The organism is Paraburkholderia sp. FW306-02-B, assembly GCF_058782725.1.
The window spans coordinates 1,848,961-1,865,513 of the sequence record NZ_JBYSXZ010000002.1; the positions used below are offsets into that span (position 1 = coordinate 1,848,961).

General features: G+C 61.9%; 15 protein-coding genes. 12 read left to right on the plus strand and 3 right to left on the minus strand.

What is annotated here, in order from left to right:
• Window positions 1–8 precede the first annotated feature (8 nt).
• The 3 genes from urtE to AC3WOG_RS29495 all read left to right on the plus strand — a co-directional run bounded on the left by urtE (window position 9) and on the right by AC3WOG_RS29495 (window position 2,418).
• The gene (gene urtE / locus AC3WOG_RS29485) at window positions 9–698 is read left to right on the plus strand and encodes an urea ABC transporter ATP-binding subunit UrtE (protein WP_492581349.1); all 690 of its coding nucleotides are present in this window, start codon (window positions 9–11) and stop codon (window positions 696–698) included.
• A gap of 36 nt (window positions 699–734) precedes the next feature.
• Window positions 735–1,967 carry a formamidase gene (gene fmdA, locus AC3WOG_RS29490; protein WP_492581350.1) on the plus strand — a complete coding sequence of 411 codons (1,233 nt, stop codon included), beginning with the start codon at window positions 735–737 and terminating at the stop codon, window positions 1,965–1,967.
• A 121-nt stretch (window positions 1,968–2,088) separates the two neighbouring features.
• Complete coding sequence (locus AC3WOG_RS29495) at window positions 2,089–2,418, plus strand: FmdB family zinc ribbon protein (protein WP_492581351.1); 330 nt, start codon at window positions 2,089–2,091, stop codon at window positions 2,416–2,418.
• A 48-nt stretch (window positions 2,419–2,466) separates the two neighbouring features.
• On the opposite strand, the gene icmH is transcribed toward AC3WOG_RS29495, so the two are convergent.
• From icmH to tssJ, 3 genes are all read right to left on the minus strand, one after another.
• Window positions 2,467–3,246 (minus strand): type IVB secretion system protein IcmH/DotU, encoded by a 780-nt coding sequence (gene icmH / locus AC3WOG_RS29500; RefSeq protein ID WP_492581352.1) that lies wholly within the window; start codon window positions 3,244–3,246, stop codon window positions 2,467–2,469.
• Window positions 3,243–4,589: a type VI secretion system baseplate subunit TssK gene (gene tssK, locus AC3WOG_RS29505; RefSeq protein ID WP_492581353.1), complete on the minus strand. Its 1,347-nt coding sequence runs from the start codon at window positions 4,587–4,589 to the stop codon at window positions 3,243–3,245. The genes icmH and tssK overlap by 4 nt, the downstream gene beginning before the upstream one ends.
• 108 nt (window positions 4,590–4,697) lie before the next feature.
• Window positions 4,698–5,324, minus strand: a complete 627-nt coding sequence (tssJ, locus tag AC3WOG_RS29510) for a type VI secretion system lipoprotein TssJ (protein WP_341319476.1) — start codon at window positions 5,322–5,324, stop codon at window positions 4,698–4,700.
• 374 nt (window positions 5,325–5,698) lie between these two features.
• Here tssJ and AC3WOG_RS29515 point away from each other — a divergent pair, with 374 nt between their 5' ends.
• The 9 genes from AC3WOG_RS29515 (at window position 5,699) to tssA (ending at window position 16,504) form a co-directional block, all read left to right on the plus strand.
• The gene (locus AC3WOG_RS29515) at window positions 5,699–6,400 is read left to right on the plus strand and encodes a tetratricopeptide repeat protein (protein WP_492581354.1); all 702 of its coding nucleotides are present in this window, start codon (window positions 5,699–5,701) and stop codon (window positions 6,398–6,400) included.
• Between the two features lie 37 nt (window positions 6,401–6,437).
• Window positions 6,438–6,986 (plus strand): type VI secretion system contractile sheath small subunit, encoded by a 549-nt coding sequence (gene tssB, locus AC3WOG_RS29520; RefSeq protein ID WP_492581355.1) that lies wholly within the window; start codon window positions 6,438–6,440, stop codon window positions 6,984–6,986.
• A gap of 14 nt (window positions 6,987–7,000) precedes the next feature.
• Window positions 7,001–8,491 carry a type VI secretion system contractile sheath large subunit gene (tssC, locus tag AC3WOG_RS29525; RefSeq protein ID WP_492581356.1) on the plus strand — a complete coding sequence of 497 codons (1,491 nt, stop codon included), beginning with the start codon at window positions 7,001–7,003 and terminating at the stop codon, window positions 8,489–8,491.
• Window positions 8,492–8,563: 72 nt separating this feature from the next.
• Entirely contained in the window at window positions 8,564–9,067 is a 504-nt protein-coding gene (locus tag AC3WOG_RS29530) for an Hcp family type VI secretion system effector (protein WP_006052923.1), read from the plus strand.
• A 76-nt stretch (window positions 9,068–9,143) separates the two neighbouring features.
• Window positions 9,144–9,623, plus strand: coding sequence for a type VI secretion system baseplate subunit TssE (gene tssE, locus AC3WOG_RS29535; protein ID WP_007176945.1), 480 nt, complete (start codon window positions 9,144–9,146; stop codon window positions 9,621–9,623).
• Window positions 9,624–9,727: 104 nt separating this feature from the next.
• Window positions 9,728–11,566, plus strand: coding sequence for a type VI secretion system baseplate subunit TssF (tssF, locus tag AC3WOG_RS29540; protein WP_492581357.1), 1,839 nt, complete (start codon window positions 9,728–9,730; stop codon window positions 11,564–11,566).
• Window positions 11,530–12,624, plus strand: coding sequence for a type VI secretion system baseplate subunit TssG (gene tssG, locus AC3WOG_RS29545; protein ID WP_492581358.1), 1,095 nt, complete (start codon window positions 11,530–11,532; stop codon window positions 12,622–12,624). Before tssF ends, tssG begins: the two co-directional genes overlap by 37 nt.
• Before the next feature lie 35 nt (window positions 12,625–12,659).
• Entirely contained in the window at window positions 12,660–15,335 is a 2,676-nt protein-coding gene (gene tssH / locus AC3WOG_RS29550) for a type VI secretion system ATPase TssH (protein ID WP_492581359.1), read from the plus strand.
• Window positions 15,336–15,400: 65 nt separating this feature from the next.
• Window positions 15,401–16,504 (plus strand): type VI secretion system protein TssA, encoded by a 1,104-nt coding sequence (tssA, locus tag AC3WOG_RS29555; RefSeq protein WP_492581360.1) that lies wholly within the window; start codon window positions 15,401–15,403, stop codon window positions 16,502–16,504.
• Window positions 16,505–16,553 lie beyond the last annotated feature (49 nt).

Consider the following 16,553-nt stretch of genomic DNA (forward strand, 5'->3'; position numbering starts at 1 on the left):
AGCCCAGCATGTTGAATGTCGACGACGTATTCGTCAGTTACGGCCAGAGCGAAGCGCTGCACGGCATCAGCTTCAATGCCGCCCGCAACGAAACCGTGGCGATCATGGGGCGCAACGGCATGGGCAAGACCACGCTGTTCAAGTCGCTGATCGGCATTTTGCCGCTCAAGGCAGGCTCGGTGCAGGTGGACGGTGAGGAGGTGTCGCGCGACGAGAGTTTCCGGCGGGTCGCTAAAGGCATCGCCTATGTGCCGCAAGGGCGGCAGATCTTCGCCACGCTGAGCGTCGAGGAGAACATCCGGACCGGTCTCGAGAATGCCCCCACGACGGCCGTGCCCGAGGAAATCTACGCACTGTTCCCGGTGCTCTACGACATGCGCGCCCGCAAGGGCGGCAACCTGTCCGGCGGCCAGCAGCAACAACTGGCGATCGCCCGCGCGCTCGTCACCCAGCCCAAGGTGCTGTTGCTCGACGAGCCGACCGAGGGCATCCAGCCGTCGATCATCAAGGACATTGCCAAAGCGCTGAACGAGATTCGCAAGCTGCGCGACATCACGATCGTCGTGTCGGAGCAGGTGCTGAGTTTTGCGCTCGACGTCGCCGATCGGCTGTTCGTCATCGAAGGCGGCAGGCTCGTGCACGAGAGTTCGCGCAGCGCCGCCGACACCGCGAAGATCCGCGAGTACCTGTCGGTGTAAGCCGAGTGTCCGCTATTTTCAAGAGGAGGGTTTGCAATGGCTGAAACGCTAATCAAGGTCGACCTGAACCAGTCGGCCTACGACAACGGGAACGTCCACAACCGCTGGCACCCGGACATCCCGATGGCCTGCTGGGTCAATCCCGGCGATGATTTCATTCTCGAGACATACGATTGGACCGGTGGTTTCATCAAGAACAACGACAGTGCCGACGACGTACGCGATATCGATCTCTCGATCGTGCACTTTCTATCGGGACCAGTGGGCGTGAAGGGCGCGGAGCCGGGCGATCTGCTGGTAGTGGATCTGCTTGATATCGGCGCCAGGCAGGAAAGCCAGTGGGGCTTCAACGGCTTCTTCTCAAAGAAGAACGGCGGCGGATTCCTGACCGATCATTTTCCGCAGGCGCAAAAGTCGATCTGGGATTTTCACGGCCTCTATACCAGTTCGCGTCATATTCCCGGTGTGAACTTCGCGGGGCTGATTCACCCGGGGCTGATCGGCTGCCTGCCCGACCCGAAGATGTTGGCCACATGGAACGAGCGCGAGGTGGCGCTGATCGCCACGGATCCGCAACGCGTGCCGGGTCTCGCCAATCCGCCGTTCGCGGCGACGGCGCATATGGGACGGCTCGCTGGCGACGCCCACGCCAAAGCCGCTGCAGAGGGGGCGCGGACGGTGCCGCCGCGTGAGCATGGCGGCAACTGCGACATCAAGGACTTGTCGCGGGGCTCGAAGGTGTACTTCCCGGTATATGTCGACGGTGCGGGTCTATCGGTTGGCGATCTGCACTTCAGTCAGGGCGACGGTGAAATCACCTTCTGCGGCGCGATCGAAATGGCCGGCTGGGTGCATATGAAGGTCGAGCTGATCAAGGGCGGCATGGCGAAGTACGGCATCAGGAATCCGATCTTCAAGCCGAGCCCGATCACGCCGAACTACAACGACTACCTGATTTTCGAAGGCATCTCCGTCGATGAACAGGGCAGGCAGCACTATCTGGACGTGCATATCGCGTATCGGCAGGCTTGCCTGAATGCGATCGAATATCTGACGAAGTTCGGCTATTCGCGCGCACAGGCCTATTCGATTCTTGGCACGGCGCCTGTGCAAGGGCATATCAGCGGCGTGGTCGATGTGCCGAACGCGTGCGCCACGCTGTGGTTGCCCACGCAGATCTTCGACTTCGATATCCGGCCGAGTTCGGCGGGGCCGGTCAAGCATATTGCAGGTGGGGTGGATCTGCCGCTGTCGCCGGATCTGGCCTGACGCACGCGTTGTTGAGCGTGCGCGATAGCGCGTGCCGAGGCCGCCGCGAAATCAGTACGGCGGCCACCCGAAATTGCCGGCGATGCGAATGCCGATCGACGGAGCTTCAGAGGACAGCACCATGCCGACTTACGATTACCGTTGCGATACCTGCGGTCCCTTTGCGGCGATACGCCGTGTCGCCGAGCGCGACACGGCCTGCGTGTGCCCTGCTTGCGCCGCACCGGCGCAGCGCATGCTGAGCCTGCCGGCGTTATCGCTGATGCCGGCGGCCGTGCTTGCCGGTCATCAGATCAACGAGCGCGCAGCGCATGCGCCGCAGCGTTCGGGTGAGTATAAGCACCGTCATGGGCCGGGGTGCGGGTGCGGGTCGAAGGCGTCCACAGGCGGGACGATGCGAGGCGACCTCAAGACCAATCCCGGCGGCCGGCCGTGGATGATCAGCCATTGACCCGCCGTCGTGCCGGACGCAACTTCCCCTAACTTCCCTTAACTGCAATCAAGGCAACGAGATCGTCAGCGTAGCCGACTGCGGTCCGAGCTTGACCACTTGCGAATACGGCGCGAGCGTGCGCAAGGTCTGATCGCGCAGATACGTGTTCAAACCGAGGTAGGCCAATAGCCCGACCAGCGCGAACACCGCGCCGATCGACCACAACGGCACCTCGCGCTTGAGCCGGTGCGCGACCTGATCCGGCAGCGGCCAATGCGGCGCGAACGGCGCGCGCCTGCCCTTCATATGCGCGATTTCATCGCCGATCCGCGCGGTCAGATACGCGAGCTTCTCCGGCCCTTCGAGCAGATACTTGCCCTGAAAACCGAGCAGCAGGCACATATGAAACACCTCGAGCGATTGCAGCCGGGCGGCGCCCTGCGCGCGGCATTCCTCGAGATACTGGAAGAATTTCTCGCCCGCCAGCTGCTCGCCGAACAGCACCAGTTGCAGCGGACGGCGTTCCCATTCGGTGCGGATCCTGAACGTCGACGACAACACCGATTCGTCGATGGCCGCGCAGAACGCAAACTTCGACGCATACACGTCTTCAGCCGATGCGTTGAGCTTTTTCGCGCCGCGTTCGAAGTCGCCGAGAAACTGCTGGATGCGCTGGCTGAATTCGTGCGCGTCGCCGGGCTCCCGGCCGTTCTTCAGCAGGAACAGCATGAAGAAGCCGTCGTACAGCAGATCGAGCAGCGAGCGAACCTGGTAGCTCGGCTCGGCAGTGGGAGCGGGCGTCGCGGCAGGCGTGCTGCCGCCAAACAGGGAAGGCGCGTAGCTCATGATGTGACGGCGATCAGTTCGAGTTGAAGATCGTTGATGCCCGACGGTGCGTAGATCATCGCCGATTGGGCCTGCAACATGCGGTCATACAGGGCGCCGCGCGATTCGAAGGAGAAGTAGCACGCGCCCGGCCGTACCGGAATGGCCGGCGGCACTTGCGGCGTATACACGAGCCGCACGCCAGGCATGGCCGAGAGCACCAGCTTGTCGACGTCGTCCGGTGCGCCGACCTTGAAACGCGCGGGCACGGCTTCGACGAGTTCCGCGGTCGGCATGTCCGCCGACACGGCGATATAGAACATGGTCTTGTCGTCGATCTTGCCCGAGTCGAGCCGGCCGGCATGGAACGACGGCCGTACTTCTTCGAGCGCGATCGCGAAGTAGCGCGTCGAGATCACGGTTTCGAGCAGATCGCGCAGGATCGTATCGAGCCGCGCGAAGCCCGGGCCTGGATCGTCATGCCGGTAAGCGGGCAGATCGGACAGCGCGTAGCCCTTCGAGAACGTCATCAACTGGCCGGCAAGGCGCAGCAGTTCCTGGAACAGGCGTTCCGGATGCAGCGCCGAATGCTGGTACAGATGCGCAAGCGACGCAAACGCCGCGCTCGCGGTGTGCAGCAGCCAGAACGACGCGATGTCGCCGGAACGGAACTCGATGATGTTCTTGGTCGGCTCGCGGTGAAAGCCGTACAGTGCGTTGACCTTGGCCTGCAAGGCGTCGATCAGTTGGCGCAGCCGCTGATGCAGAATCGCCGACGCGTCGATCGCGAGGCAGGGCGGCACGAAGCTGTCGTCGATCTCGAAGCCCGAGGTGGCGGTGCGGCGCACGCGTACGAGCGGCACCGACAGCAGTTGGTCGCGCGGCTCGCTATGCGCAATGAGTTTGACGCGGGTCTTCAGGAAGGTGATGTCGGCTTCGGCGGCGTCCGTAAAATGGTCGGCCACCGGCGTCTGTTCGCTGACGTAACGCGACACGAAGCCCGCGTTGCTGTCTTGTGAATAGTTCGCGCCGGTTTCGCGCAGCGGATGCAGCGCGAGATAAAAGGTGAATTCGTTGATGCCGTCGGGCAGGGTGTCGAGCGCGATCGGCGGTGGCAGGCCATCGGCTTGCGGCGCGGAATAGAGCGCGCCGTCCGGAAACACCAGCGACAGTTCGCTCACCCGCAGCACATTGCTGCCGAGCGCATCGCGGTCGAGACGCACCGAACGCACGCCCCAGTTGTATGGCTGGATCGCCTGGATCGATTCGAACAGGCGTGCTTCGTGATAGGCGTCCTGACGCTGAAAATGCTGCGGCCTGAGAAAAAGGCCTTCCCCCCAGAGCACTTTTGCGGAATAACTCATCTCAAACCTGTTATATGCGTTCAGCTTGTGGCGCGCCCGGCGATAACCGATTCGAGCGCTGCATTGTTAATTCTCTAAAAACTGTTAAATCGTATTTTCAGCACATCTTTAACCGCAACTTACTGAAGAGAGCATATTCAGCGGTTGCGCAGGCAATCCTTGTTCAGGCGGGATCACAGTGCCGTTGGTCACCGTCATTGCACAGTTATGCAGGCCGATCATTATGCCGGATTTCTCCGACTTCGCCGGGTCGAAGGCAAATTTCCAGCGCTGCATCGCGGGGTCGCGGAATAGAGCGACGATACCGAATGCTTGCGCTTCGCGCGAGACTTTTTCGGTGACGACGTAGCGTTGACCTGGGATCAGCGTCACTTCACGCACACCCAGCAAATCGCCGCCGAGTATGGTCTTTTCCTTCGCCGGATCGGTAAATGCGTCGAATGGCGCCTGCTGGAAAGAAGTGGGGTCTTTCAGCACGTAAAGCCGTACGACCAGCGCCAATGGACGCTTATCATTGGCGGCATTCAGATTCGGCGCGGCATATAACGTGAGACCGACATTGCGCGGCGGCTTTTGTGCATCGGGCAGGTCCGGCTTGCCGAGCCCGCTCGCCTGCAAAGCCGCGTTGGCAGCGGCGCCCAGCACGGTCACGCCGGCCGCGCAGCCGCCCAGAAGCGCGCACACAGCAGTGTTTGCAATCAATAGCGATGCATGGCGAACAAGACGCGAATTCATATACATCGACCGGCTCGACGCCGTCCCCCCGTCAAAACACCAATAACGAAACCAATCCGGCAATTGGCGGCAATCAGCAACAACGCTATGCCGCGTATTGCCGCTTTATGCAAAGCGCATTGCTGTCACAGCACTTACATGCTTGCCGCCGGCCGGGCGGAAATTTTTTCCGTTCCTTGCAATGCCGCTATTGCACCAGGAAACAATTTCTGCATGTTTCGTTTAAATCATCCGCATGCATTTTTTTTGTGCAATGCTTCTTCACACGAAAGTTGAATTATCGAAAATTGGCCTGTACTATACCCGCGCACTTGAAGCAAAGCAAAACTCCGGTTTCTCCTTGAATTAAAAAATTCGCACGTCGGTGAAAAACGATGAATGACCGTCTGTTAGTAAAACTATCCGGGGTAGTGTTGGCATGCGGCGTGATTGCCGGATGCGCGACACAGGGCAACAACGCAGCGACCACACCGGAGGCTTTTAATAAGCAACTCGCGGATGCCGATACCGTCGCCAAGGGCGGTGATCAGGATCGCGCAATCGCGCTATATCAACAACTTTCCAAGTCCGACCCAACCCGTGAAGAACCGTGGTCGCGCATTGCGCAGATCCAGTTCACGCAAGCTCACTACGGCCAGGCCATCGTCGCCGCGCAAGAAGCGCTGCAACGCGATCAAACCGACCGTCAGGCGAAGAGCGTGCTGGCTGTAGCCGGCCTGCGCGTCGCCACGCAATCGCTCGGCGAACTGCGTCAGGATGCGTCGCTCGCGGGCGATGCGAAGTCCGACGCGCAGGCGCTCGCCAAGCAACTGCGCGACACGCTCGGCGAGGCCACGCTGTTCCCGCCCGATCCGAGCGACAAGCCCGCGCCGAAGAAGAAGCGCATCATTCATCGCGTCGTGAAGGGCAAGCCCGCGGATACGCCGGATACGACCACCAGCGCGGCGGCTCCGGCTGCCACGCCGGCAGCCCCGGCCGCGCCTGCGGCAGCGGCGCCTGCCGCAGCGGCGCCGGCAGCACCCGTCAAGGCCGCAAAAAGCGGCGGTGCGTCCGATCCGTTCAGCGCACTGCGCTGATCCACACGCCTGATTCATCTGCATCCGGGAGCCGACGATGGCGAAGAAAGAAAGCATTCAAAAACGCTTGCAAAAGGTGCGGCCGCCCCGCGTTCAGCTGACCTATGAGGTCGAGCGCGGCGATGCGATTGAGGTGAAGGAGTTGCCGTTCGTCGTCGGCGTGGTCGCCGATCTGGCGGGGCAGTCCGAAGTCGAGCAGCCGAAGCTGCGCGATCGCAAGTTCGTCAACATCGATCGCGACAATTTCGACGACGTGATGAAAGCGATCGAGCCGCGTGCCGCGTTTCAGGTGGAAAACCGCCTGAGCGAAGCCGGTGGCAAATTTGCCGTCGACCTGCGCTTCCGGTCGATGGCCGATTTCAATCCGGATGAAGTGGTCGCGCAGATCGAGCCGCTGCGGCGCCTGCTCGACGCACGTTCGAAGCTGGCCGACCTGCGCAACAAGCTGGCCGGCAACGACAAGCTCGAAGACCTGCTGAGCGACGTGCTCAACAATACGCAGCAGTTGCAAACCCTGGCGAAAGACCAGGGCAACGCAGCGGACCAGCACGCCGGCGCGCCGGATCATGACAAGCAGGGCGAATAAGTACGGGGTGTGAGATGAACCAGCAAACGGCAGCAGCCCAGGTCGCCACCGCGCAAAGCAGCACGGAATCCACGCTGCTCGACGAAATCGTCGAGAAAAGCCGCGTGGCGAAGTCCGATTCCGAACACGCGCGCGCGAAAGACCTGATCGGGGAACTCGTGCATCAGGTGCTCGACGGCACTGTGGTGATGTCCGATAACCTGTCGGCCACGATCGACGCGCGCGTCGCGGAACTCGACCGCCTGATTTCCTCGCAGCTGAGCGCGGTGATGCATGCACCGCAATTCCAGCGCATGGAAAGCACGTGGCGCGGTCTGGACTATCTGTGCAAGGAAAGCAATACGGGCTCGACGGTCAAGATCAAGGCGCTGCACGCGCCCAAGCGCGACCTCGTGCGCGACTTCAAGACCGCGATCGAATTCGATCAGAGCGCGCTCTTCAAGAAGGTGTATGAAGAAGAGTTCGGCACTTTCGGCGGCGCGCCGTTCGGCACGATCATCGGCGACTTCGAAGTGACCCGTCAGCCGGAAGACGTTTATTTCATCGAGCAGATGTCGCACGTGGCAGCGGCCGCGCATGCGCCGTTCATCGCGTCGGCGTCGCCGGAATTGCTGGGCCTCGAAACCTTCGCCGATCTCGGCAAGCCGCGCGACCTCGGCAAGGTGTTCGACACGGTCGAGTATGCCAAGTGGAAGTCGTTCCGCGACGCTGAAGATTCTCGCTATGTCGGCCTGACGTTGCCGCGTTTTCTCGGCCGCCTGCCGTTCAATCCGAAAGACGGCGCCACTGCGGAAGGCTTCAACTTCGTTGAAGAGGTGGACGGCACCGATCACAGCAAATACCTGTGGTGTAACGCAGCGTGGGCCTTCGCGGCACGCCTGACGGCCGCATTCGACGACTTCGGCTGGTGCGCGGCGATTCGCGGCGTGGAAGGCGGCGGCCTGGTGGAAGACCTGCCCACCCACACGTTCAAGACCGACGACGGCGAAGTCGCGCTGAAATGCCCGACCGAAATCGCGATTACCGATCGTCGTGAAAAAGAACTGAGCGACCTTGGTTTCATTCCGCTCGTGCACTGCAAGAACTCGGATTACGCCGCGTTCTTCGCCGCGCAATCGGTGCAAAAACCCAAGAAATACAGCACCGACAGCGCAAATGCGAACGCTGTGTTGTCCGCGCAACTTCAGTACATCTTCTCGGTATCGCGCGTTGCGCACTACCTGAAGGCGATGATGCGCGACAAGATCGGCAGTTTCGCGTCGGCCGGAAACGTCGAAGTATTCCTGAACCGCTGGATCTCGCAGTACGTGCTGCTGGACGACAACGCGACTCAGGAGCAGAAAGCGCAGTTCCCGCTGCGCGAGGCATCGATACAGGTCTCGGAGATTCCGGGCAAGCCTGGTGCGTATCGTTCGGTCGCGTTCCTGCGCCCGCACTTTCAACTGGACGAGCTCTCGATCTCTTTGCGGCTTGTCGCTGACCTGCCGAAACCTGCAAATTCATAAACGAAGTCAGAAAACCCGTGCGGGCCGCACGGGTAGGCTGTTAAAACCACCTCTTTGGGGAGTCGATGAGTTATGAAGGACATCTATTTAAAATTCGGCAATCCGGCGATCAAGGGCGAGTCTGCCGATAAAGATCATGCTGGTTGGATCGAAATCGATTCGTGGAGCCACTCGATCACGCAACCGCGTTCGGCTACGGCTTCGACGGCCGGCGGTCACACGTCCGAGCGCTGCGAACATGCTGACATGCAGTTCACGAAAGATATCGACGTGGTCAGCCCGCTGATCTATCAACACGCATCGGGCGGCACGACGTTCGACGAAGTGACGATCGATTTCATGCGTTCGGACGGCGAAGGCAACCGCATCAAGTACCTCGAAGTGAAGCTCAAGTACGTGATCATCTCGAGCGTGACGCCGAGCGTGGTGGGCGAGGGCCTGCCGAGCGAACAGTTCTCGCTGAAGTACGCGGCCGTCCAGTGGAAGTACACGCAGCAGAAGATCGGCGGCAACCAGGGCGGCAACGCGCAAGGCGCGTGGAGCCTGACGAAGAACGACAAGACGTACGCGGTCTGATGCCAGGGCGCGCACGGTGTGAATCCGCTTGCGCATGCCGTGCGCGCCTCGCATCGAACCGGTTCTTCGGTATCTGATGAAGCGCTTCGAACCCAGCTTTCTCGACAAGCTGTTCGACGACGAACCGCATCTGCCGGCTTCCCCGGCGATGCGGCAATTGTCGTTGGACGAATTGAAGAGCACCGTCGCGCGCGACGTCGAGGCGATCCTGAACACGCGGATCGCCCTGACCGAGCACGAGCTGGCGGCGCTGCCGGAATGTCAGCGCTCGGTGCTGACGTACGGTCTGAACGATTTCGCGGGCTTGAGCCTCGCGAGCCACTACGACCGCACGTTCATCTGTAAATCGATTCAACAGGCAATCGCGCGGCACGAGCCGCGCTTACAGCAGGTCGCGGTAACGCTCGAACTGAACGAGCAATCCACCAATGCGCTGAACTTTGCGATTCAGGCGTTGCTGGTCGTGCATCCGGCGGAAGAACCGGTGAGTTTCGATGCGATGCTGCAGCCTTCGACGTTGCAATACTCGGTGACGCGCGCACGCGCGAAGCTTTAGTACCGCGTTTTAGTACAGCGTTTTTGTACCGCTTTCATGCTGCCGTTACGCGCAACGGCGGCGATAGGTTTGGGCGGAGATGGTTTAGGTCCGGGGATAGATCGATGGAAGAGTTGCTGCCGTATTACGAGCGCGAATTGTCATTTCTGCGGCGCTATTCGCGCGATTTCGCCGAGCGCTATCCGAAGATCGCGGCGCGTCTGGCGATGTCCGGCGAGCACTGCGAGGACCCGCACGTCGAGCGGATGATCGAATCGTTCGCGCTGCTGGGCGCGCGCATCAACAAGAAACTCGACGACGATTACCCCGAATTCACCGAAGCGCTGCTGGAAGTGCTGTATCCGCACTACCTGCGGCCGTTCCCGTCGTGCTCGATCGCGCAGTTGGGCGCCTCCGCGGCACTCAGTCATCTGACCGAGCCGGTCCTGGTCGAGCGCGGCACCGAACTCAAATCGCGGCCGATTCGCGGCGTGCAATGCCGGTTCCGCACTGCCTACGATGTGACGCTGGCGCCGATCCGTATTTCGGAGGCGAAGTATACGTCGGTGGCGATGGCGCCGAGCGCGACCGTTTTACCGGGCAACGCCACGGCGATCGTGTCGATCACGTTCGAATCGACGGCCCCGCAACTCGATCTGTCCGCGCTGAAAGTCGGCACGCTGCGTACGCACCTGCACGGCGAACAATCGTTTATCGCGGCGCTGGCCGATTGCCTGTTCGTCAACGCCATGGCCACCTATGTGGAACCCGACCGGCGCGGCGTGTGGACGCAACTGCGCACGTCACCGCTCGTGCAGGCGGGTTTCGACGAGCAGGACGCGCTGATCGACTATCCGGCCAAGTCGCATCCGGCGTACCGGCTGCTGACCGAATACTTCGCTTTCCCCGAAAAATTCAATTTCACCGACTTCGATCTGGCGGCGATGACGCGCGCAAGCGGCCGCTGCCAGCGCCTGACGCTGCACGTCGTACTCAAAGAGGTGCGCAGCGACTCGCACGTTGCGCGGTTGCTCGATTCGTTGTCGGCGCATCATTTCCGGCTGTTCTGCACACCGGTCGTCAATCTGTTCGAGCAACACGGCGAGCCGATCCGGATCAGCCATCAGGCGATTTCGTATCCGGTGATCGCCGAATCGCGCCGGGCATTTGCCTACGAGGTCTATTCGATCGATTCAGTGCAGCTCGTCAGGCAGCAGGCGCATGAAGAATCGGTGATCGAATTCCGGCCGTTCTATTCGCTGCATCATGGCGAAGCGGCGCGTGCGGGGCACTACTGGTTCGCGCGGCGCAACGATTGGGTCGCGCAGAAAAGTCCCGGCTACGAGACCGAGATTTCGATCGTCGATATCGATTTCGAACCGGCTGCCCCGCAAACCGATACGCTTAGCCTCGACTTGACCTGCACCAACCGCGACTTGCCGGCGGGTCTCGCGGTCGGTCTCGAAGGCGGCGATCTGTTTCTCGAAGGCGGCTCGCTGACCGGCAGCATTTCCATGCTGCGCAGGCCGACACCGAGCGTGCGTTTCGAACGCGGGCGCGCCGCGCATTGGCGGCTGATTTCGCATCTGGCGTTGAATCATGTGTCGCTTGCCAATAGCGGCTTGTCGGCGCTCAAGGAAATGCTGGTGCTGTACGATTTGCGGCGCACAGCGGTGTCGGCGCGGCATATCGACGGACTCGTGGGCATCGAGCAGCGCGCGGCCGTCCAATGGCTGCCGGGCAAACCGTTCGCGACTTTCGTGCGGGGTATCGAGATCCGTTTGACGATCGACGAAGAGCATTTCGTCGGCACCAGTCTCGCGTCGTTCGTGCGCGTGATCGATACCTTCTTTGGGCTGTACGTGCATCTGAACAGCTTTGTGCAACTGGTCGTCGTGTCGAAGCGCACCGGCGAGGAGATTCTGCGATGCAAACCGCGCAGCGGCGAATCGATCCTGGCGTAGTCGGGCAACTGCTCGACGAACCGCATCGCTTCGAGTTTTTTCAGGCGGTGCGGATTCTCGAGAAGTGGTTCGCACAGCAAGCGCCCTCACATACCGGACGTCCCGGCGAAATCGTCGCGCAGCGGATTGCCTTTCGCAATTCGCTGTCGATGTCGTTTCCGCCGAGCGAAATCCACAGCGCGCAGTCTTACGATGAAGCAGGCGCGGCGCTGAAAGAGAAGCCGCAGCGCACGGCCGCGCTCGAAGACGGATCGCTTCACAAGGTCGATATCACGCCGGCGTTTTTCGGTTTGCTCGGCGGGCAGGGCGCATTGCCGCTGCACTATACCGAGCAGATCATCGAGCGCGAGCAGATCAGGCGCGACCGCGCGGCGCGCGAGTTCTTCGACGTGTTTTCGAATCGAGCGACCGCGCTGTTTTACGCGGCGTGGAAGAAATACCGGCTGCCGTTTCATTACGAACTGGATCGCGACGAACGCTATCTGCCGCTGTTGCTCGCGTTGGCCGGCGTCGCCGACGACGACACGCGCAACAGTCTGCAAAGCGGCGACGGCGCGTTATTCGACGAAGCGATTGCCGGCTACGCGCTGGCCGCGCGGCATCGGCCGGTGTCGGCGGCATATCTGCAGCGCACGCTCTCCGAGTACTTCAAGGTGCCGGTGCGCGTCGAGCAGTTCGTCGGCAAATGGTACGACGTGCCGCGCGATCAATTGACCGTGCTCGGCAGTATCAACGCGACCCTCGGCGCGACCGCGCTGGCGGGCGAACGGGTCTGGCAGCGCGACATGCGCGCGCGGCTCGTGATCGGGCCGCTCGACAAGCAGGACTACGAGGCGTTCTTACCCGGCGCCGAGCGCGCCGTCGCGCTCGAACGCATGCTGACGCTGCTCGCCGGCGTGACGCTCGAATACGAGGTCTCGCTGGTGCTGCGCCGTGCGGAAGTGGGCCCGAGCATTCTCAGCAACGGCGCGCGCCTCGGTTGGGACGCGTTCCTGTGCACCAGGGAAGCCGACCGTGACCGCGCGGATGCCCGCTACGAATTGCACGTGATTCACTGACCATAACGATAGAACCTGGACCCGGATCGCACGACATGAGCACGTCCCTCAACACCCTGATCGCCAAACTGAATCCGACCTGCCGGCAGGCGGCTTTGCTGGCGGCGAACAATTGTCTCGCGCGCGGTCACTACGAGGTCGACCTCGAACATTTGCTGCTGGCGCTGCTCGATGAACCGGCGAGCGATGTCGCGCTGGTGCTGCGCGCGAGCAAGGTCGATGCGCACGCGCTGCGCGCCGATCTCGAACGCGAATTGCAGCGCCTGAAAACGGGCAACACGCGCACGCCGGTGTTTTCGGTGCATCTGATCGCACTGCTCGAACAGGCGTGGCTGATCGCGTCGCTCGATTCGCGGATCGGGCGGATTCGCTCGGGGCATCTGCTGCTGGCGCTGCTGAGCGCGCCTGACCTCGCGCAGTTTGCCGAGCGGATGTCGCCGCTGCTGCGCGACGTACGCGTGACGGATCTGAAGCACAAGTTCGACGAACTGACCGCGGGCTCGCGTGAAGTCGAGCGCAGCAACGTAACAGAAAGCCCGGCTGACGGTGACGAGAACCCGGCGGCGCTGGATTCGGCGCCCGGCGCGCCGTCGAAAACGCCTGCGCTCGATACCTACACCAGCAATCTCACCCAGCGTGCGCGCGAAGGCAAGATCGATCCGGTGATCGGCCGCGAAGGCGAGATTCGCCAGACCATCGATATTCTGATGCGCCGCCGGCAGAACAATCCGATCATGACCGGCGAAGCGGGTGTCGGCAAAACGGCGGTGGTCGAAGGACTCGCGCTGCGCATTGCGGCGGACGACGTGCCCGCACCGCTGAAGGGCGTCGCGCTGCACGTGCTCGATATGGGGCTGCTGCAAGCAGGCGCGAGCGTCAAAGGCGAGTTCGAGAACCGCCTGAAGAACGTGATCGACGAGGTCAAGAAGAGCCCGCATCCGATCATTCTGTTTATCGACGAGGCGCATACGATCATCGGCGCCGGTGGCCAGGCCGGGCAGAACGACGCGGCGAATCTGCTGAAGCCGGCGTTGGCGCGCGGCGAGTTGCGCACCATCGCGGCGACCACCTGGAGCGAATACAAGAAGTACTTCGAGAAAGACGCAGCATTGGCACGGCGTTTCCAGGTCGTCAAGATCGAGGAGCCGGGCGAGACGCTGGCCGCGGCGATGCTGCGCGGGATGGCGGCGTTGATGGAAAAACACTTCAACGTGCGCGTGCTCGACGATGCGATCACCGAAGCGGTGCGTCTGTCGCATCGCTACATCAGCGGCCGTCAGTTGCCGGATAAGGCGATCAGCGTGCTCGACACCGCTTGCGCGAAGGTCGCGCTCGCGCATAGCTCGACGCCTGCCGCGATCGACGACACGAAGAAGCGCCTCGAACGTATCGACGCCGAAATCGCCGCGCTGGAACGCGAAGTGGCGAGCGGCGCGCTGCACGACGAGCGGCTCGCAGAACTCCGCAGTCTGCGCGAAGAAGACATAAAGGATCTCGCCGGAGACGAAGCCCGCTACGACAAGGAACGCGCGCTGGTCACGGAGATCGTCGGCTTGCGCGCGGAAATCGACGCGGCGCGTGTGAGCAGCGCGGACGCCGGGCAGGCCGAAAAGGCGCAGCAAGCGCGCGAAACGCTCGCCACGCGCGTGGCGGAATTGCACGCATTGCAAGGCGCTCAACCGATGGTCCCGTTGCAGGTTGACGGCCACGTGGTTGCGGAAATCGTCGCCTCGTGGACCGGCATTCCGCTCGGCCGCATGGTCAAGGACGAAATCCAGACCGTGTTGAATCTGCAGCCGCTGCTGGCCGCGCGCGTGATCGGTCAGGACCACGCGCTCGAAGCAATCGCGCAGCGTGTGCGCACCGCCAGCGCGAATCTCGAAGATCCGAACAAACCGCGTGGCGTGTTCATGTTCGTCGGACCGTCGGGTGTCGGCAAAACCGAAACCGCGCTCGCGCTCGCCGATGTGTTGTACGGCGGCGAACGCAAGATGATCACGATCAACATGAGCGAGTACCAGGAGGCGCACAGCGTGTCGGGCCTGAAGGGCTCGCCGCCGGGTTATGTCGGTTACGGCGAGGGCGGTGTGCTGACCGAAGCGGTGCGGCGCAATCCGTATTCGGTGGTGCTGCTCGACGAAGTCGAAAAGGCGCACCCGGACGTGCTCGAAATGTTCTTCCAGGTGTTCGACAAGGGCACGATGGACGACGCCGAAGGACGCGAGATCGATTTCCGCAACACGCTGATCATTCTGACCTCGAACGTCGGCTCGCAAGCGGTGATGCAGGCGTGCCTGAACAAGAGCGCTGAAGCGTTGCCGGACGCCGATGAACTCGCCGGGACCTTGCGCCCGCAGTTGTATAAAGCGTTCAAACCGGCGTTTCTCGGCCGCATGAAAGTGGTGCCGTACTATCCGATTTCGGATGACGTGCTTGTCGAAATCATCGAGTTGAAGCTGGAGCGGATTCGCCGCCGCATCGAGTCGAATCACAAGGCAGTGTTCGACTGGGACGAATCGCTGGTCGATGCGGTGCTCGCGCGCTGCACCGAAGTGGATTCCGGCGCGCGCAACGTCGATCACATTCTGAACGGCACGCTCTTGCCTGAAGTCGCGCAGCAGGTGCTGGAACGCATCGCGAACGGCGCCGCCATTGAACGCATCGCGGTGCATGCGAGCGATGCGGGTGAGTTCGAATACACGGTTGTGTGAGCAGGCGTGCCCGTTCGCTCGCCAATCTGTTTTAATGCCGTACCGGATACTTATTGCTTTCTGTCATGCCGACCAACCTGAATACGCTGCTGGCCCCGATCAACGAATCCTCGCCGTGTGGCGAAGATCTGCTGTTCTCGGCCGATTTCGATGCGATCCAGCACGCGCGCCGATTCGAAGACCCATCGCTGGATCAGGGCGAATGGGTCACGGATATCAAGGAGGCCGACTGGCCGTTCGTCGTCGAACGCTGTAGCAGCCTGCTGCAAACCCAGACCAAGGATTTGCGGCTGGCCGTCTGGCTGACCGAAGCGCTTGCAATCGAAGATGGCGTCACCGGTCTCACGCAAGGTTATGCATTGCTGGCAGGCCTGTGCGAACGCTATTGGGATCATGTGCATCCGCTGCCGGAAGGCGACGATACCGAGTACCGCCTCGGCAACGTCGCGTGGCTGGTCGGCCGCACCGGCGAACTCCTGCGCGCGATGCCGCTGACTTCATCCCAAGGTAACTCGTACAGCACGATCGATTGGGACGTGGCCACGCATGTCGCGCAAGCGGTCAAGCGCGATCCGGACCACGCCGACGATATCGCGCGCGGCAAGCCGTCGATCGAGCAGATCGACGCGTCGAAACGCGCCACGCCGCCCGCGTTTTATTCGGCGTTGCTGGCCGATCTGAAAGCGTTCGAAGCCGCGATGCTCGCGCTCGAACAGGAACTGGACCGGCGCGCCGCCGATTCGGCGCCGAGCTTCCGTCAGGCCAAGGACGCGTATGACAGCGTCTACCGTTTGGCCGAACGCTTCGCACGCGATCTTGGCGTGAGTGCCGAGGCGGTGCCGCCGAAAGCGCCGAAGCCGGAAGAGCGCGAACGTGCCGAGCCTACCTTCAAGACGTCACCGCAACGCGAGGAGCCCGTGTTGACGACCATGTCGACTAGTCCGATTGCAGGAATCCAGAGCCGTGCGCAGGCAGTCGCGCAGTTGCGCGCGGTGGCCAAGTTTTTCCGCAGCACCGAGCCGCATAATCCGGCGGCCTATCTCGCCGACAAGGCGGCGGAATGTGCGGATATGCCTTTGCATCAGTGGCTGTCCTCGGTGGTGAAGGACGATGGCTCGCTCGCGCACATTCGCGAACTGTTGGGCGTCAAGCCCGACGAGAAAAGCTAAAACGTTCGGTTCGGACGCAAAGAAAAAAACCTGGCACGCATGCCAGGTT